The organism is Parageobacillus sp. NEAU-HV-2 (assembly GCF_059115485.1).
Genome location: NZ_JBXUJJ010000001.1, coordinates 461,964 through 480,235 on the forward strand (window position 1 = coordinate 461,964; position 18,272 = coordinate 480,235).

The window sequence follows — 18,272 nt, forward strand, 5'->3', positions numbered from 1 at the left end:
AAAAGGAAATGAATAATACTGCAGTAAAAGTTCGCGAGCAGCAACATCCGTCGCCGCGCCCCCATACAAGGAAGCAACGAAAGCTGCGCATTCGCTTTACATTAGGGGAAAAGCTTTTATTTGTTTCGTTTTGCGTGTTCGTCATGTATGCGGCCATACATATGGTGTCCAATCAAGTGAAGATTTATCAAACGAACAAAGAGATTCAAAGACTGGAAGAAACGATTCAAGAACAGAAAAAACAAAACAATGATTTATATGTGGAAGTGCAACAGTTAAGCACGTATGAACGCATTTTGCAAAAGGCGAAAGAGCTTGGTCTCTCGTTAAACGAAAACAATGTAAAAGTCGTACAGGAATGATGGCCGATGGATATGAAAAAGCATAAAAATACACATAAAGGAGCAGCTATATTATTTTTCCTATTCAGTCTGCTCTTTTTTGTGTTATTTGCCCGCTTTATTCAACTGCAAGTAACAGGAGTCGCCGACGGCCAAGTGCTGGCGGTGAAGGCGGAAGAAAAATATAAACAGCAACGGACGCTCGAAGCAACACGCGGAACCATTTTTGACCGCAACGGAGAGGTGCTGGCTCAGGATGTGCCGTCATATACTGTTGTCGCTGTCCTTGATCCGAAGATGACGACCGATCTTGATCATCCAAGACATGTTGTTAATCCGCACAGAACCGCCAAAAAGCTGGCCCCGTTGTTAAACATGGATGTCGACGAAGTGGAGCGGATTTTAACGAAAGATGCAAAGCAAGTAGAATTTGGCTCCCATGGGCGAAATATTAGTTTCGAGCTGAAACAAAAAATCGAGGCGCTCCATCTTCCGGGAATCGGATTCATTCGCGATACAAAACGATTTTATCCAAATGGGAATTTTGCTTCGTATGTCATTGGCTATGCGCAAAAAAATGAGAACAACGAAACAGTCGGAAAAATGGGCCTGGAGAAAAAGCTAGATAAGTATTTGCATGAAAAGGACGGCTACGTTTCCTTTGCCGGAGATATAAACGGGTTCCGTCTGCCAAATACGAAGGAAACGATCGTTCGGCCCGATAACGGCGCCAATGTGTATTTAACGATTGACGAAAAAATTCAGACGTTTTTGGAAGATGCGATAAATGAGGTCGAAAAACAATATAAGCCGAAAAAAATCATTGCAATTGTCGCCGATCCGAAAACAGGAAAAATTTTGGCGATGGCGACAAGACCGAGTTTTGACCCGAATGAACGCAATATCACCAACTATTTTAACGATGCGATTTCCTACCCGTATGAGCCGGGATCGACGATGAAAATTTTTACGCTTGCTGCCGCGATTAATGAAGGAGTGTACAACGGTAATGAGCTATACCGCTCTGGGTTCTATAAAGTAGGGCCGAATATTATTCGCGACCATAATAAAGCAGGCTGGGGAACGATTACATTTAACGAGGGCGTCCAGCGCTCTTCTAACGTTGCTTTTTCGATTTTAGTCAAAGAAAAGCTTGGAGAAGACCGCTTTTTGCAATATTTGCATCGTTTTCATTTTGACCAAAAAACCGGCATTGATCTTCCGGGCGAAGCGGTAGGACAAATTCATTATCGCTATCCGATCGAACGGATTACGACCGGGTTCGGACAAGGGACGTCGGTAACGCCAATTCAGCAAATTCAGGCGGCTACCGCGATCGCTAACGGCGGAAAAATGATGAAGCCGTATGTGGTCGATCGTATCGTCGACCCAGATACAGGAAAAGTTATCATGAAACACGAGCCTGAGGTGGTCGGCCAACCGATTACGGAAGATACGGCGCATAAAGTTTTGGATATATTGGAAACAGTCGTTACTTCCGAACATGGAACGGGGCGTCCATATCAAATTGAAGGCTACCGGGTGGCCGGAAAAACGGGAACGGCGCAAATTCCATCACTGAATGGGGGCTATTTAACAGGCTGGGAAAATTATATTTTTTCCTTTTTAGGAATGGCGCCGAAAGAAAATCCGCGCCTCCTTATGTATGTAGCCGTCCAGCAGCCGAAATTGTCGTATACGGAAACAGGTGCTGCTCCGGTTTCCCATATTTTTACGAGCGTGATGAAAAGCAGTCTGCAATATTTGCATATTCAGCCTTCGGCGGACAGAAAGGCTGCGAAAGAGCCAGCAACAGGGGTTGAAATTGGCTCCTATGCCGGCTTTTCGACCGAAGAGGTCGTGAAGGAATTGAAAGAAAAAGGGCTCGTTCCGGTCGTCATCGGAAAAGGACAACAAATTGAAAAGCATGTACCGCGAGCGGGAGATCGTATCATTGCCGGGGAACGGGTGATGTTAAAAACGGAAGGTGAGGCAGTGATGCCGAATATCCGCGGCTGGTCGCTGCGTGATGTCATGAAGGCAGCGGAACTTCTTGGTCTTCGCACTAGCACGAAGGGAAATGGGTATGTGGTGAGCCAAAATATTCGCCCAGGAGCAATCGTTAAAAAAGGCGACTACTTAATTGTCGAACTGGCAGAGCCGCGCAAATGGGATAAAGAGGTAATACAAAAACAAAAAGAAGCAGCGGAGAAAAAAAGCGACGGTCCACACGAGTGATTTCGGACGTTCTATAATGGGGAGTACAAGCATATAGTGGAACGAACCCATCATAAAGGAGGTTCTGCTATATGCGCGTTTCCCATGTTACCGTGCGCAAACGGCTGATGATTGTTTTTCTCGTTGGAGTGCTCATTTTTGCGATTATCGATATTCGTCTTGGATATGTGCAGTTTATATTAGGAGATATGCTGACCGATCGGGCGAAAGATTCATGGAGCCGGAACATTCCGTTCGAACCGAAGCGCGGAGAAATTTTGGACCGCAATGGTGTTCCGCTTGCCACGAATATGAGCGCTCCAACGGTATACGTCATTCCGCGGCAAATTGAAAATCCGGCCGATACGGCGGAAAAATTAGCGAAAGTGTTAAATGCGCCTGTAGAAAAAATATATAAGCGTATTACGAAAAAAACGTCGATCGAACGCATTCCGGAAGGGAGAAAAATCTCGAACGAAAAAGCAAAGGAAATTCGCGCCCTCGGCTTGAAAGGAGTATATATTGCCGAGGATACGAAACGATATTATCCATTTGGCAGTTATTTATCCCATGTGTTAGGATTTACCGGCATTGATAATCAAGGATTGATGGGTCTGGAGCTTTATTATGATAAAGAACTGAGCGGCCAGCGCGGGTCGGTGCAATTTTATTCCGATGCGAAAGGAAAAAGAATGCCAAATATGGCAGACGAATATACCCCGCCAGCGGACGGGTTGAATTTAATGCTGACGATTGACTCACGCATTCAAACGATTGTCGAGCGGGAACTTGATATCGCCGAAGCGAAGTACAATCCGGACGGCATTATTGCGATTGCCATGAACCCAAATACGGGGGAAATTTTGGCGATGGCGAGCCGGCCAACATTTGATCCGGCAAACTATCGCAACGTTCCGCCGGAAATTTATAACCGCAACTTGCCGATTTGGAGTACATATGAACCTGGTTCGACATTTAAAATTATTACGCTTGCCGCTGCGTTAGAAGAAAAAAAAGTAAATTTATTAAGGGACCATTTCTATGATCCAGGGTATGCGAAAGTAGCCGGTGCGACGCTGCGCTGCTGGAAAAAAGGAGGGCATGGCGACCAAACATTTTTGGAGGTAGTACAAAACTCGTGCAACCCGGGTTTTGTTGAGCTGGGAGAACGGCTTGGAAAAGAAAAATTGTTTGATTACATTAAACGGTTTGGTTTTGGCGAAAAAACGGGGATTGACCTGCAAGGAGAAGGAACCGGCATTTTGTTTGATTTGAAACAGGTAGGACCTGTGGAACTGGCGACGACGGCATTCGGCCAAGGGGTATCGGTGACGCCGATTCAGCAAGTAGCGGCCGTTTCCGCAGCCGTCAATGGCGGAATTTTGTATACTCCATATATTGCTAAACAATGGGTTGACCCGGAAACTGGAAAAGTTATCAGCCGTAATATGCCAAAAGCGAAGCGCCGGGTTATTTCCGAGGAAACGTCCAAGCAAGTCCGCTATGCGTTAGAAAGCGTGGTTGCTCAAGGAACGGGAAAAGGCGCCTATGTTGAAGGATATCGCGTTGGCGGAAAAACAGGAACGGCGCAAAAAGCAAAAGGTGGTCGTTATTTAAAAGACAACCATATCGTTTCCTTTATCGGCTTTGCACCGGCAGACGACCCGCAGCTTGTCGTTTATGTTGCCGTGGACAACCCGAAAGGAACGGTCCAGTTTGGGGGCGTTGTTTCCGCACCGATTGTTGGAAAAATCATGGAAGATAGCTTACGCGTACTTGGCGTAAAACCGCGGAAAGAGCAGATGGAAAAAGAGCGGGCATGGAATGATCCGAAAATGATTGAAGTCCCGAATTTAATCGGTTTAACAAAAAAAGACTTGCAAGAGCAGCTTTTTGACTTAAAATTAGATGTTAGTGGAGAAGGCGACGTTGTCGTCGAACAGGCTCCGGAGCCGGGAACAAAAGTAAAAGAAGGAGCAACGATCCGCATTTATTTGGCGAAAAAGAGCCCAACTTCCGAAGAAAAAGCACCATAAAGGAAACGATAGATTTCAAGGGGCGGCTGATGTAAATCATCCTCGATTCTGTCTCGCCCCTTTTTCCGTTGCTCGTTTATTATAAAGCGAAAGGATGAACAATAGTGAGGTTGCAGACATTGCTCTCGTATTTGCACGACTTTACAGCATATGTCGGTGAGAATCCGAACATTACTTCGATTGAAATGGATTCGCGGCAAGTAAAAAAAGGTGCATTGTTTATTTGCATCAAGGGGTTTACCGTCGACGGCCACGACTTTGCCAGACAGGCGGTTGAAAACGGGGCGGCAGCGATCATTGCCGAACGGCCGCTTGACGTCGATGTGCCTGTTGTGGTTGTACGGGACAGCCGGCGGGCCATGGCGGTGCTCGCCGACGCTTTTTACGGCCAGCCGACGCATAAACTGCATTTAATCGGCGTTACGGGCACAAACGGAAAAACGACAACGACTCATATAATAGAGCACATCGCCAGAAAAACGCAGAAAAAAACGGGATTAATCGGGACGGTAAACGTGAAAATTGGCGACAAAGCGTATCCGACGCAAAATACAACACCAGAATCGCTATTGTTGCAACGTATGTTTAAGCAAATGGTCGATGAAGGTGTTGAGATAGCGGTGATGGAAGTATCTTCCCATGCTCTTCATATGGGACGGGTGCACGGCTGTGATTATGATGTGGCCGTATTTACGAATTTGACACAAGACCATCTTGACTACCATGGAACGATGGAAGAATATCGCAATGCAAAAGGATTGCTGTTTGCTCAGCTTGGCAACCGCTATGACCATAAACGGCCGAAGTTTGCTGTATTAAATAATGATGACCCTGCTTCGCAATATTATAAGCATATGACGGCTGCAACCGTCATTACATATGGCGTGGAAAAAGACAGCGATATTATGGCGAAGCAGATTGAGATGGCACCAAACGGGATGGCGTTTGACCTTGTCACGCCATATGGTACGGTGCGGGTGCAGACAAAGTTAATTGGCTTGTTTAATGTATATAATTTGCTGGCCTCTGTAGCTGCCTGCCTTGTATCAGGATTTTCTCTTCCGGAAATTGTTGAGGCGATCGCCGACATGACGGGGGTAGCCGGACGGTTTGAAACAGTCGATGAAGGGCAAAACTTTATAGTAATCGTCGATTATGCACATACACCAGATAGCCTTGAAAATGTGCTCAAAACGATTCGGCAATTTGCCAAGAAGAAAGTGTATGTCGTTGTCGGCTGCGGCGGCGACCGCGATCGCACAAAACGGCCGCTGATGGCGCAAACAGCGATCAAGTACGCGGATGTAGCAATTTTTACTTCCGACAATCCGCGCTCCGAGTCGCCGGAGCAAATTTTGCGCGATATGGAAGCAGGCGTTGCCGATGGGCATTATGTCACGATTGTCGACCGCAAAGAAGCGATTCGCTATGCGGTTGAGCAGGCGCAGGAGGGAGATATTATTTTAATCGCTGGCAAAGGGCACGAAACGTATCAAATTATTGGCGACCGCATTATGGAATTTGATGACCGTGCCGTTGCCCGCGAAGCGATTAAGGAGCGGAGAGGAATATGTTAACGTACGGGATGGTAAAGCGGCTGTGCAAACAAGCCCGCGGTATTGTCGACGATACGATTTCATTTCGCCATGTTTTTGTCGACCCTTACCAACACGCGCCAAAAGGGCTGTTTGTTCCGCTCGGGCGCGGGGCAGAAACATTAAAAATTGCTATTGAGCATGGCGCGATTGCGGCATTTTGGCAGGAAGAGGAAGAATTGCCGCGCTACATTCCGAACCAGTTTCCGCTCTTTTTTGTTGCCTCGCCGCTTCAGGCGTTAGAAAAACTGCTAGATTCATATCGGCAATGGGAAAGCGATACGGGTGAAAAAACGATATTTCACTTAACGATTTCTGCGCATAATGGACGAAATGATTCATATGATATAGCGGTACTTGATGCGTTAAAACGTCTGCAGCAGAAATGGACGGATGACCGAGGACAAGAAGGATGTGACCAATCATGCTAGAACAAGTCATTGTTTTTGCTATTGTTCTTTCCTTTATCATTACAGTGATATTATCGCCCATTTTTATTCCATTTTTACGGCGGTTAAAATTTGGGCAAAGCATCCGGGAAGAGGGGCCGAAATCCCATCAAAAAAAATCGGGCACCCCAACGATGGGAGGCATTATGATTTTGCTTTCCATCATTGTCACCACTCTATGGATGACGAAAAAATTCGCCGCTCTTTCCGTAGAAACGTATTTGCTCTTGTTTGTTACGATCGGTTATGGAGTGCTTGGTTTTTTAGATGATATGATTAAAGTAGTGATGAAACGAAACCTTGGTTTGACAAGCAAACAAAAGTTAATCGGACAGCTGGTGATCGCGCTTGTCTTTTTCTTTGTATATGAGCATAGCGGCTTTTCTACCGCCTTACATATTCCGGGAACCGATCTCTCCATTAACCTCGGCTGGGGATATGTGCTGTTGCTTATTTTCATGCTTGTCGGCGGCTCCAATGCTGTTAATTTAACGGATGGGTTGGATGGATTGTTGGCTGGTACAGCGGCAATCGCTTTTGGTGCCTATGCCGTTCTTGCCTGGGACCAAGGTCAGTACGATGTTGCGATTTTTTGCGTTTCCGTTGTCGGAGCGGTGCTAGGCTTTTTAGTGTTTAACGCCCATCCGGCGAAAGTGTTCATGGGAGATACGGGATCGCTTGCGTTAGGCGGGGCTATCGCTGCCGTCGCTATTTTAACGAAGCTGGAAATTTTGCTTGTCATTATTGGCGGCGTTTTTGTCATTGAAACGTTATCGGTGATCATTCAAGTCATCTCCTTTAAAACAACGGGAAAACGCGTATTCCGCATGAGTCCGTTGCATCATCATTATGAACTGATTGGCTGGTCAGAGTGGCGTGTCGTCGTCACGTTCTGGGCGGTCGGCTTACTATTTGCAATGCTAGGAATATATATCGAGGTGTGGATCTAATTGAAACAGACAGCTATCTATCAACAACGTCGGGTGTTAGTCATCGGTTTAGCGAAAAGTGGATTTGCGGCGGCAAAGCTTCTTTATGAGCTAGGTGCCATTGTCACCGTCAATGACCAAAAACCATTTGCGGAAAGTCAAGAAGCGCAGCAGTTGGAACAATTGGGAATCCGGGTTATTTGCGGCGGCCATCCGCTTGAACTGTTGGATGAGCCGTTTGATTTCGTTGTGAAAAATCCGGGGATTCCATATACAAATCCGATGGTAAAAAAAGCGGTAGAAAAAGGACTGCCGGTAGTGACGGAAGTAGAGTTAGCTTACCGTATTTCCGAAGCGCCTTTCATTGGCATTACCGGCTCCAATGGGAAAACAACAACAACAACATTAATTTATGAAATGCTGCAGGCAGGGGGAAAACAGCCGCTGCTTGCCGGAAATATCGGACTGGTCGCCTGCGAAGTGGCGAAGGCGGCAAAGGCGGATCAATGGCTCGTCACAGAGCTTTCTTCGTTTCAGCTCGCGGGAATTCGTGAGTTCCGCCCGCACATTTCCGTCTTATTAAACATTTTTGATGCCCACTTGGACTATCACGGCACCAAGGAGGCTTATGCACAAGCAAAAGCCAATATTTTTAAAAACCAGACAAAAGAAGATTATGCGGTTGTCAACGCGGATGACGAGCTGGTGATGCGGCTTGCCGAAAACATTCAAGCGCAAACCGTTCTTTTTTCCGCGACAAAAGTGCTCGGACAGGGCGCTTATATAAAAGACAATGTGGTTTATTGGAATGATGAAAAAGTTATTGCTGTTTCCGATATTGTCCTTCCCGGGAAACATAATTTAGAAAATATATTAGCGGCGGTTTCCGCAGCAAAATTAGCAGGCGTAGACAACGAAGCGATTCAGCAAGTGTTGACGACGTTCACCGGAGTAAAGCACCGGCTGCAATATGTGGCCACTGTGGGCGGAAGACGGTTTTTCAATGACTCGAAAGCAACGAATATTTTGGCGACACAAAAGGCGCTTTCCTCTTTCGACAATGATGACGTTATTTTGTTAGCAGGGGGACTAGACCGCGGCAATGAATTTGATGCTCTCCTCCCTTATTTGCGTAATGTCAAAGCGGTCATCTTGTTTGGGCAAACGGCGCCAAAAATCGCGCGCATCGCTAAACAAGCGGGAATAGAAACGATTGAATATGTCGATAATGTGGAAAAAGCCGTGCCGGTTGCCTATCAATTATCGAAACCGGGCGATGTCATTTTGCTATCACCGGCGTGTGCAAGCTGGGATCAATATAAAACTTTTGAACAGAGAGGGGACATTTTTATCAACGCCGTGCATAAGTTGAAATAGAAGGGAAAGGACAGCCTTTCCCCCTAGTTTAAAAAAGCAGAGGTGTTGGGCATTGCCGCGGAAAAAGTCTACGCCTGATTTTTTGTTAATCATCCTTACGTTTTCCTTATTAGCCATCGGGCTGATAATGGTGTACAGCGCCAGCGCTGTTTGGGCGGAATACAAGTTTCATGACTCGTTTTTCTTTGCCAAACGGCAGCTTTTATTTGCTGGTGTCGGCATCGCTGCTATGTTCTTTATTATGAATATCGATTATTGGACATGGCGCGATTGGTCGAAAGCATTGCTGATTATCTGTTTTGTGTTGCTCGTTCTTGTATTAATTCCGGGAATCGGCATGATCCGTAACGGGTCGCGTAGCTGGATCGGCGTCGGGGCGTTTTCCATTCAGCCATCCGAATTTATGAAGCTTGCCATGATTGCTTTTTTGGCCAAATATTTATCGGAAAATCAAAAAAACATTACTTCGTTTAAACGAGGACTGCTGCCTGCGCTAGCATTGGTATTTGCGGCGTTTGGCATGATCATGCTTCAGCCGGATTTAGGAACGGGCACCGTCATGGTCGGAACGTGTATCGCGATGATTTTTGTCGCCGGCGCGCGAATCAGCCATTTTATCGGGCTGGGGGTGCTCGGCCTGGCAGGCTTTGCTGCCCTTATTTTGTCGGCGCCATACCGCATTAAGCGAATTACGTCGTTTTTAAATCCGTGGGAAGATCCGCTTGGCAGCGGGTTTCAAATCATTCAATCGCTCTATGCGATCGGTCCCGGCGGCTTATTCGGCTTAGGATTAGGACAAAGCCGGCAAAAGTTTTTTTATTTGCCGGAGCCGCAAACGGACTTTATTTTTGCGATTTTAGCGGAAGAGCTTGGCTTTATCGGCGGATCGCTTGTATTATTGTTGTTTAGCCTGTTGCTTTGGCGTGGGGTCCGCATCGCGCTTGGAGCGCCGGATTTATACGGAAGTTTTTTGGCGATCGGCATTATTTCCATGGTGGCGATTCAAGTAATGATTAATATTGGCGTCGTTACAGGCTTAATGCCGGTAACGGGGATTACGCTGCCGTTTTTAAGCTACGGCGGTTCATCGCTGACTCTAATGTTAATGGCGATTGGCGTGTTATTAAACATTAGCAAACACGCAAGGTATTGACAAAACGAATACTATATATTTACGGGTGCGTGTAAGAAGGAGAAAAAGGGTATCTCTCTAAATGCAGGGAGGCACCCTCTCATTTTGTTTATATGCCGAAACGGTGGCTTCTACCATATATCGCGCATACGTATATACATAGGCGGTCAGGAAAGGAGATGGCAGTGATGAAGGCGATGGTAAAAGAGCTGTTAAACGCGAATATTGGAAAAGTAAAGGAGATGGAACCGTTAGCGAACCATACGACGATGAAAGTCGGCGGTCCGGCCGATGTATTTATTGAGCCGGACAGCGTGGAAAGCTTGAAAAAAGCGATGACGATTATCCAAAAGTACGAAGTGCCATGGCGCGCGATCGGCCGCGGTTCGAATTTGCTCGTTTCTGATGCAGGAGTCGAAGGAGTAGTCATTAAAATAAGCGAAGGATTTGATGAGCTGCATGTCGACGGGGAAACGGTGACGGTCGGCGGCGGGTATTCATTAGTGCGCCTCGCTACGCTCATGAGTAAACAAGGATTATCCGGTTTGGAATTTGCTGGTGGCATTCCCGGTTCTGTCGGAGGGGCCGTTTATATGAACGCGGGGGCGCACGGTTCGGATATGTCGCAAATTATGAAGAGAGCGCTTATTTTATTTTCAGATGGAACAATCGAATGGCTAACGAACGAGGAAATGGAATTTGCCTATCGCACTTCTGTGCTGCAGACAAAAAGACGCGGAATTTGCCTCGCTGCCGATCTTCAGCTTGCATCCGGAAACCGCGAAGAAATTATGGCAAAGATGCGGAAAAACAAGGATTACCGCCGTCAAACACAGCCGTGGGATAAGCCGTGTGCCGGCAGCATTTTCCGCAACCCGTTGCCGCAGTATGCCGGAAAACTGATTGAGGAAGCCGGCTTAAAAGGATATACAATCGGCGGCGCGCAAATTTCCGAGCAGCATGCCAACTTTATTGTCAATACAGGGACAGCAACGGCCAAAGATGTGCTTGACTTAATTCAGTTTGTGAAAACGACCATTTACGAACGATACGGGATTCATTTGCAAACGGAAGTAGAGATTATAGGGCGAAAATTGTAAAAATCTAGCTCTCTATTTTATAAAATATTATGATATAATGAAAGCGAGTTTTACTTTTATGTGAAAAAACGGCATCCGTGCATGCCGTTTGTTTTTATAACCATGCTTTCAAGCTTATGTCGGAAAGCGGTGAATCATCTTGGAAAAAGGGAAAGTGGTTGTTCTTGAGGAGCGAGTACCGAAGCTAAAAGAGCGGCGGCGGCAAAAAGCGAATCGCCGTTTAATCACGTATATTTCTTTCTTTTTCCTCTTCATCTTATGTGTGCTTTATTTCCAGTCTCCATTAAGCAATGTTCGGCATATTGAAGTAGAGGGAAACTATCATCTCCCGGCGGAGCAAATCATTACCTTAAGCGGCATAACGAAGCGGACAAGCTTCTTTAAAGTAAAAGAGGACCAAATAAAACAAAATATTGAGAAACACCCGGAAGTGAAGAACGCATCAGTGGAAAAACATTTTCCCAATACGATCATTATTCGCGTGAACGAACGGCGAAGGATCGCTTATATTTATGACAAACAAACATTTTTTCCGCTTTTAGAAAATGGGTACATATTAAAAAAACGCGCATCGAAAATCGCGCCAAGTGATGCGCCAATTTTAGTAAACTGGAAAAAAGGAGAAGATATACAAGAAATGACAGGGCAATTGGCGCAACTTTCCCCATCGGTATTAAACGCCATTTCGGAAATTCATTATACGCCAAATGAAGATCATCGTGATCATGTTACCGTTTATATGAACGACGGTCATGAAGTGAGCGCGAGCATCCACAATTTTGCCGAGAAAATGTCGTTATACCCGTCTATCGTGCAGCAATTGGACCCGAATATAAAAGGGGTCATCCATCTAGAAGTAAGCAATTACTTTACCCCTTATGAACCGCCGAAAAAGGAGGATGACAATGAAGAAACAAAAAAATAATCGTGTCATCCTTTCTTTCATCTGTTTTATATTTGGGATGATGCTTGCGTTTTCGTATCAGTATACAAAAAAAGAAGCGGCGAAGCGAAACGTCACGGACCGGCAGTGGCAAAAAGAATATGAGTACCGTAAGCAGCTGATTCAAATCCAAAAGGAAAACCGGAAGCTAAAAAACGAGTTAGTGGAAAAACAAAACGAAGTTACCAAAATAGAAAATGAGTTGGCCAATCAACAAAAAACGCATACGAATTTGGCCAAACAGGCGGAAAAGTTGCGCATGTATGTCGGAGAGTCGAAAGTAAAAGGAAAGGGAATTGAAGTTACGCTAGCGGACGCATCCTATATTCCATCGGAGCAAAGTGCGACCGATTACATCGTTCATGAACAGCATGTTTTTAAAGTGATTCACGAGCTTCTTATTTCCGGAGCAGAAGCTATCGCCATTAACGGACAGCGGATTTCCCACCGTTCGTATATTGTTTGCAACGGCCCTGTCATTGAAGTAGACGGTACGCAGCATGCGGCGCCTTTTATTATTTCGGCGATCGGCAATCCAGACGTCCTTGTTTCCGCTTTGAATATTGCCGGCGGAGTAACAGACCAGCTCGTACAAGATAACATTACGGTGAAGATTGACAGGAAAGAGGAAATTGTACTTGATCCTATTTTTCCAGTACGTCGTCCATAAATTGCCTGTATAGAAAGAATGGTGAAGATGATTGGAGCGTAAGAAAACGATCTATTTCACTTGTATTACGACGATTTTTGGATTGATGCTTGCTTCTGGGCTGCAGACAACATCGCATCCGAAAGTTCGCGATACGCGCGATATTTGGGAATTGCGCGCCGATTTAAAAAAAGAACAACAGCTGCAACAGCAGCTTCTGTTTGAAATGGAAGGCTATGAGCAAAAATTACGGGACTATAAGCAAAAGCAACGCTCAAATCGAGAAGCGGTTTTGCACGAAACGGTAAGGGAATTGGAACAAGAAGCCGGCTTGACGGAAGCGAAAGGCCCAGGCGTGGTGCTGACGATTGAGCCATTTTATCCCAACGATTATGTCGGTCCGATTACGGAAACGGTGTCGCCCGAGCTGCTGCAGCGGCTGATGAATGAGCTGAATAAGTACGGTGCAAAAGAAATCGCCATTGCCGACGAGCGGATTACCAACACCACGGCGGTTCGCGATGTGAACGGCGTGACGCAAGTCGGGGACCGCAAAATTTCTTCACTTCCTATTGAAGTAAAGGTGATCGCCGATGATGCCGACATGTTGTACAACCGTCTAACCGTATCGACCATCCGTGACGATTTCATTGTGGAAAATTTGCAGCTTACGATCTCGAAGCCGTTGGCATCGATCGTCATTCCGCCGTCTGATGAAAAATGGAATGCAAAATATATGGAAATGGTAAAAGCCGAAAAGGAGGAGAAATAGCATGTGGCTTCCGCTCATCGGCTTATTGGTTGGTTTCATTGTGGGATCTCTAGCGGATTTGCGCGTTCCGGACGAATATTCTAATTATTTATCCATTGCAATTTTGGCTGCATTTGATACATTAATTGGTGGGCTTCGCGCCCATTTACAACAAACATATGACGAAATAGTATTTATAACAGGGTTCTTTTTTAACATTTTTTTAGCCACAACTTTAACTTTTCTTGGTGTTCATCTTGGTGTAGACTTGTATTTAGCAGCCGTATTTGCGTTTGGAGTGCGTCTTTTTCAAAATATCGCCGTCATCCGTCGTCTCTTGCTTACGGAATGGATGGAAAGGCGACAAAACCGTGAAAAAAGTTAATTAAGAAAAAAGGGAAAGTTTCTTGATATGTTGAATTATATGGAGTAAAAAATCATGCCATTGCCTTTTCATCACTGCCAACGATTCATAATCGAACTCTGTTATAGATTGAAAGATTCATAGCTATCGGGGTGTATAAATTTCAGCTTAAAAGGAGGTGTCACTGCTTACTAAAATACGTAATCGACCGCGGAAACAGGAATGAAAGACGATATAACGGGTGGTAGAGGCGGTACATATACGATTTTAGTAGGCAGGTACCAAAAGATGAGCAGCAATGAGATCGTCGTTAGCCTTGATATTGGTACATCGAGCGTGAAAGTCATCATTGGAGAAATGCTGAACGATTCCATTAACATTATTGGAGTAGGGAATGTAAAATCGGAAGGGCTCAAAAAAGGGTCTATTGTTGATATAGATAAAACGGTGCAATCGATCAAACGTGCGGTGGAGCAAGCGGAGCGGATGGTTGGTTTAACGATTCGCCGCGTGATCGTCGGTGTGACAGGCAATCATGTTCAACTGCAAGACTGCCATGGCATTGTCGCTGTTTCCAGCGAAAACCGTGAAATTAGCGATGAGGATGTTGCGCGTGTGATCGATGCTGCGCAAGTCGTATCGATTCCTCCAGATCGGGAAATTATCGGCGTTATTCCGCGGCAGTTTATCGTGGACGGATTGGATGGAATTAACGATCCACGCGGCATGCTCGGCGTCCGTCTTGAAATGGAAGGAACGATTATCACCGGTTCGAAAACGATTTTACATAACTTACTCCGCTGTGTGGAACGTGCTGGTTTGGAAATAAGCGATATTTGCCTACAATCGCTTGCAGCTGGCACCCTCGCCTTATCTGATGATGAAAAAAATTTGGGAGTCGCATTAGTGGATATCGGCGGTGGTTCCACGACGATCGCTGTTTTTGAACAAGGCTTTTTGCAGGCCACTTCTGCTTTGCCTGTAGGGGGCGAGCATATTACAAAAGATTTAGCGATCGGACTGCGTACGACGACGGAAGATGCAGAAAAAATTAAACTAAAGCATGGACATGCTTTTTATGATCATGCTTCGGAAGAGGAAGTATTCACCGTGCCGATTATCGGGACCGATCAATATCAGCAGTTTACCCAATTGGAAGTCGCTGATATCATTGAGGCGAGATTGGAAGAAATTTTTCAAATGGTCCAGCACGAAATTCGCAAGCTCGGATTTCGCGACCTGCCTGGCGGCTACGTGCTTACAGGCGGTGTCGCCAATATGCCGGGAATATTGGAATTGGCGCATGTCGTGTTAGGAAGCAGCGTGCGCATTGCGATGCCTGATTATATAGGGGTGCGCGACCCACAATATACGACAGGAGTCGGATTAATTAAGTTTGCTTATCGGCAGGCGATGCTACAAGGAAAATCGGTTCCGGTTGCCGCCACTGTGGCGGAGCCGGTAGAGCGACATCCGCAAAAGCAGCAGCCGAAGCCGAAAAAGAAGGAAGACAACTTTGGAAAAAAAATGAAGAAGTTTTTCGGATCTTTCTTTGAATAGAGATTGAAATTTGGGAGGATTTAGCCATGCTGGAGTTTGACACTACAATTGATCAATTCGCAACGATTAAGGTGATTGGAGTCGGCGGCGGCGGCAACAACGCCGTCAACCGGATGATTGAACATGGTGTACAAGGTGTCGAGTTTATTGCTGTCAATACAGACGCGCAAGCGTTAAATTTATCAAAAGCACCGACAAAGCTGCAAATTGGGGCAAAATTAACGCGCGGCTTAGGTGCCGGTGCCAATCCAGAAGTTGGAAAAAAAGCGGCGGAAGAAAGCAAGGAACAAATTGAAGAGGCGCTAAAAGGCGCGGATATGGTGTTTGTGACAGCCGGAATGGGCGGAGGAACAGGCACTGGAGCTGCCCCAGTCATTGCCCAAATCGCTCGTGAATTAGGCGCCCTGACCGTCGGAGTGGTCACTCGTCCGTTCACATTTGAAGGACGGAAGCGGGCGACACAGGCGGCAAGCGGAATTGCAGCAATGAAGGAAGCCGTCGATACGTTAATCGTTATTCCAAACGACCGTCTCTTAGAAATTGTTGATAAAAACACGCCGATGTTAGAGGCATTCCGCGAAGCCGATAACGTTCTACGCCAAGGGGTGCAGGGCATCTCTGATTTAATCGCCGTGCCAGGCCTAATTAACTTGGACTTTGCCGATGTAAAAACGATTATGTCCAATAAAGGCTCGGCGCTGATGGGCATCGGGATTGCCAGCGGCGAAAATCGGGCGGCGGAAGCGGCGAAAAAAGCGATTTCGAGTCCGCTGTTAGAAACGTCAATTGATGGCGCCCAAGGGGTATTGATGAATATCACCGGCGGGACGAATTTAAGTCTTTATGAGGTGCAAGAAGCTGCTGATATTGTTGCATCGGCCGCCGATCAAGAGGTAAATATGATTTTCGGTTCGGTCATTAATGAAAACTTAAAAGATGAAATTATCGTAACGGTCATTGCGACCGGATTTAATGAAAATGTCGCTTCGCAGCCGCGCCCATCGCGGGTTGGAATCGGCACTATTCCGAAAGTGACCCCTGCCCCGAAACGGGAGAAACGCGAAGAAGTGACGCAAGATTATGCGGCATTGCGCTCGGCGCAAGTCGAAGATCCGCTGGATATTCCTGCGTTTCTGCGCAATCGCAATCGCCGCCGTTAAACGAAAGAGCACGAATCTTTTATGGTTCGTGCTCTTTTTCTTTTTCCATAGCTAATCTCCAATCAATTGTTTTTTCATTAAAATAATCTTTTCTCCAGCGCGTATCGCGGAGCCAGGATGGCGACATTTCGCCGTTGCCCGCAGGACGCGGGCAGCCTTTAGGCGAAATGGGGGCGCCTTCCGCTTTTCTTCCTTGTCTAGCTTCAGCGCCTAGCCTTCTTCTGCCAAATAACCTTCGCCTTCGGGATGACAGGCACCCCTGCAGGCGAAGAACATTTGGCTTCGAAGGCTAATCTCGGCGCTTCCGCTTTTCTTTATTGTCTAGCTCCGGCGGCTAGCTCCCTTGTGCGAAATAACCTTCGCCCTTGAAGTGCAAGCACTTCAGCGGGCGAAGAACATTTCGCTTCGGGAGCTATTCACGCCGCCTCCGCTTTTCTTATTTGTCTAGCTCCGGGCGCCATCGGCTCGCGACGCTTCGATCCGCTGGGCGGCAACACATTGAGTTAACTTCTCTGAGTAACCCACGCAAGACCAAACTTTGTTTGGTCTGAGCCTCCTCGCGGGTCCTCCAGCGCGTGTCGCCGATGAGCAGGCGCCCTTCGCTTTTCTTGTTTCTTTGACAAAAATTTCTGTTTTTCATCATCATAAATTGACAGACTTTCCAATAAGATGTACTATATACTATTTTCAGAAACAGCTTGTTTTGGTGAAAGAAGAAGGAGGCTATTTGATTGGCCGTTTATTTAGATGTCATTTGGCTGCTAAATTTGTGCTTTGACAGTCTGCTGCTTTGGCTGACGGCAATTATGCTAAAGCGGGATGTCGTGTGGTGGCGGGTGCTTGTCGGGGCGTTTATTGGCTCCTTGCTCGTTGTCATGATGTTTACCCCGTTTTCCGTGTATGTTCAGCACCCTGTTATAAAGGTGTTATGTTCCTTTTTGATCGTTTTCGCTGCTTTTGGATTTAAACGCATAAGGTATTTTCTAGAAAATTTATTCACCTTTTACTTTGCCACTTTTACCGTCGGCGGCGGTATGGTTGCGGTGCATTATTTTTTACAGCGGGAAATTGATATTCACCGCGGCATGCTGACAACGTATTCACTCGGTGTCGGAGATCCGGTTAGCTGGATGTTTGTTTTAGTCGGATTTCCGATACTATGGTTTTTTTCCCGCGCCCGCATCGCTGGAATTCGCGAAAAGAAGCTGCGCTTTGAACATATTGTGGACGTTGTTATTGTGTTTGACGGCAGGCCGCTTTCATTAAAAGGATTGATTGACAGTGGCAATCAACTATATGATCCTATATCGAAAATACCAGTTATGATCGTGGAAAAGGAGAAAGTCAAGGAAGTGCTGCCAGAGGAATTAGTGCAGCAGCTTCGGCTGGAAACATCGATGGATTGGTACCATCATCCTGTATTTGAAAAATGGGTGCATCGGCTGCGCATCATCCCGTACCGGGTTGTCGGAAGTGAACAGCAATTTTTAATCGCCGTGAAACCGGACCGCATTATGATTTTCTACGAAAGGCAATGGCTTGAAGTCGAAAAAGGGCTCATCGGATTAAACGAAACAAAATTGTCCGCAGATGGGGAATACGAGTGCATTATCCATCCGAAAATGGTGCAAACGGGAAGGAAGCTTACTGCTTCATAATTCGTTACTAT

At 46.2% G+C, this 18,272-nt stretch carries 16 protein-coding genes; all 16 read left to right on the top strand.

The window, feature by feature from the left end; genetic code table 11:
- The first annotated feature begins 8 nt into the window (after window positions 1-8).
- The 16 genes from ftsL to spoIIGA all read left to right on the top strand — a co-directional run bounded on the left by ftsL (window position 9) and on the right by spoIIGA (window position 18,261).
- Entirely contained in the window at window positions 9-362 is a 354-nt protein-coding gene (ftsL, locus tag AC1WMD_RS02565) for a cell division protein FtsL (protein WP_043904023.1), read from the top strand.
- Between the two features lie 6 nt (window positions 363-368).
- The gene (locus AC1WMD_RS02570) at window positions 369-2,579 is read left to right on the top strand and encodes a penicillin-binding protein (protein ID WP_494255891.1); all 2,211 of its coding nucleotides are present in this window, start codon (window positions 369-371) and stop codon (window positions 2,577-2,579) included.
- Between the two features lie 71 nt (window positions 2,580-2,650).
- Window positions 2,651-4,594, top strand: coding sequence for a stage V sporulation protein D (locus AC1WMD_RS02575; RefSeq protein WP_043904025.1), 1,944 nt, complete (start codon window positions 2,651-2,653; stop codon window positions 4,592-4,594).
- A gap of 104 nt (window positions 4,595-4,698) precedes the next feature.
- A complete protein-coding gene (locus AC1WMD_RS02580) occupies window positions 4,699-6,171 on the top strand; it encodes a UDP-N-acetylmuramoyl-L-alanyl-D-glutamate--2,6-diaminopimelate ligase (protein WP_043904026.1) in 1,473 nt (490 codons plus the stop codon).
- Window positions 6,165-6,620, top strand: a complete 456-nt coding sequence (locus AC1WMD_RS02585) for an HAD family hydrolase (RefSeq protein ID WP_043904027.1) — start codon at window positions 6,165-6,167, stop codon at window positions 6,618-6,620. The genes AC1WMD_RS02580 and AC1WMD_RS02585 overlap by 7 nt, the downstream gene beginning before the upstream one ends.
- Window positions 6,614-7,588, top strand: a complete 975-nt coding sequence (gene mraY / locus AC1WMD_RS02590; protein WP_043904028.1) for a phospho-N-acetylmuramoyl-pentapeptide-transferase — start codon at window positions 6,614-6,616, stop codon at window positions 7,586-7,588. Before AC1WMD_RS02585 ends, mraY begins: the two co-directional genes overlap by 7 nt.
- A complete protein-coding gene (murD, locus tag AC1WMD_RS02595) occupies window positions 7,589-8,944 on the top strand; it encodes a UDP-N-acetylmuramoyl-L-alanine--D-glutamate ligase (RefSeq protein WP_043904029.1) in 1,356 nt (451 codons plus the stop codon). It begins immediately after the preceding gene.
- A gap of 52 nt (window positions 8,945-8,996) precedes the next feature.
- Window positions 8,997-10,097 (top strand): stage V sporulation protein E, encoded by a 1,101-nt coding sequence (spoVE, locus tag AC1WMD_RS02600; RefSeq protein WP_043904030.1) that lies wholly within the window; start codon window positions 8,997-8,999, stop codon window positions 10,095-10,097.
- Between the two features lie 167 nt (window positions 10,098-10,264).
- Entirely contained in the window at window positions 10,265-11,176 is a 912-nt protein-coding gene (gene murB / locus AC1WMD_RS02605; RefSeq protein WP_494255892.1) for a UDP-N-acetylmuramate dehydrogenase, read from the top strand.
- A 139-nt stretch (window positions 11,177-11,315) separates the two neighbouring features.
- The gene (locus AC1WMD_RS02610; RefSeq protein WP_494255893.1) at window positions 11,316-12,101 is read left to right on the top strand and encodes a cell division protein FtsQ/DivIB; all 786 of its coding nucleotides are present in this window, start codon (window positions 11,316-11,318) and stop codon (window positions 12,099-12,101) included.
- The gene (locus tag AC1WMD_RS02615; protein ID WP_043904033.1) at window positions 12,082-12,789 is read left to right on the top strand and encodes a DUF881 domain-containing protein; all 708 of its coding nucleotides are present in this window, start codon (window positions 12,082-12,084) and stop codon (window positions 12,787-12,789) included. Before AC1WMD_RS02610 ends, AC1WMD_RS02615 begins: the two co-directional genes overlap by 20 nt.
- Window positions 12,790-12,820: 31 nt before the next feature.
- On the top strand, window positions 12,821-13,540 hold the full coding sequence (locus AC1WMD_RS02620) for a DUF881 domain-containing protein (protein ID WP_494255894.1): 720 nt from the start codon (window positions 12,821-12,823) through the stop codon (window positions 13,538-13,540).
- Between the two features lies 1 nt (window position 13,541).
- Window positions 13,542-13,904, top strand: a complete 363-nt coding sequence (locus AC1WMD_RS02625) for a small basic family protein (RefSeq protein ID WP_043904035.1) — start codon at window positions 13,542-13,544, stop codon at window positions 13,902-13,904.
- Window positions 13,905-14,171: 267 nt separating this feature from the next.
- Window positions 14,172-15,443 carry a cell division protein FtsA gene (gene ftsA / locus AC1WMD_RS02630; protein ID WP_043904036.1) on the top strand — a complete coding sequence of 424 codons (1,272 nt, stop codon included), beginning with the start codon at window positions 14,172-14,174 and terminating at the stop codon, window positions 15,441-15,443.
- Window positions 15,444-15,469: 26 nt separating this feature from the next.
- Window positions 15,470-16,603 (top strand): cell division protein FtsZ, encoded by a 1,134-nt coding sequence (gene ftsZ / locus AC1WMD_RS02635; protein WP_494255895.1) that lies wholly within the window; start codon window positions 15,470-15,472, stop codon window positions 16,601-16,603.
- A 731-nt stretch (window positions 16,604-17,334) separates the two neighbouring features.
- Window positions 17,335-18,261, top strand: a complete 927-nt coding sequence (spoIIGA, locus tag AC1WMD_RS02640; RefSeq protein ID WP_043904038.1) for a sigma-E processing peptidase SpoIIGA — start codon at window positions 17,335-17,337, stop codon at window positions 18,259-18,261.
- Window positions 18,262-18,272 lie beyond the last annotated feature (11 nt).

Coding starts and splice junctions, on each gene's coding strand:
- murB (WP_494255892.1), top strand. CDS start 10,265: ATGAAGGCGATGGTAAAAGAGCTGTTAAACGCGAATATTGGAAAAGTA.
- ftsL (WP_043904023.1), top strand. CDS start 9: ATGAATAATACTGCAGTAAAAGTTCGCGAGCAGCAACATCCGTCGCCG.
- ftsA (WP_043904036.1), top strand. CDS start 14,172: ATGAGCAGCAATGAGATCGTCGTTAGCCTTGATATTGGTACATCGAGC.
- ftsZ (WP_494255895.1), top strand. CDS start 15,470: ATGCTGGAGTTTGACACTACAATTGATCAATTCGCAACGATTAAGGTG.
- AC1WMD_RS02575 (WP_043904025.1), top strand. CDS start 2,651: ATGCGCGTTTCCCATGTTACCGTGCGCAAACGGCTGATGATTGTTTTT.
- AC1WMD_RS02625 (WP_043904035.1), top strand. CDS start 13,542: ATGTGGCTTCCGCTCATCGGCTTATTGGTTGGTTTCATTGTGGGATCT.
- AC1WMD_RS02570 (WP_494255891.1), top strand. CDS start 369: ATGGATATGAAAAAGCATAAAAATACACATAAAGGAGCAGCTATATTA.
- AC1WMD_RS02615 (WP_043904033.1), top strand. CDS start 12,082: ATGAAGAAACAAAAAAATAATCGTGTCATCCTTTCTTTCATCTGTTTT.
- AC1WMD_RS02585 (WP_043904027.1), top strand. CDS start 6,165: ATGTTAACGTACGGGATGGTAAAGCGGCTGTGCAAACAAGCCCGCGGT.
- mraY (WP_043904028.1), top strand. CDS start 6,614: ATGCTAGAACAAGTCATTGTTTTTGCTATTGTTCTTTCCTTTATCATT.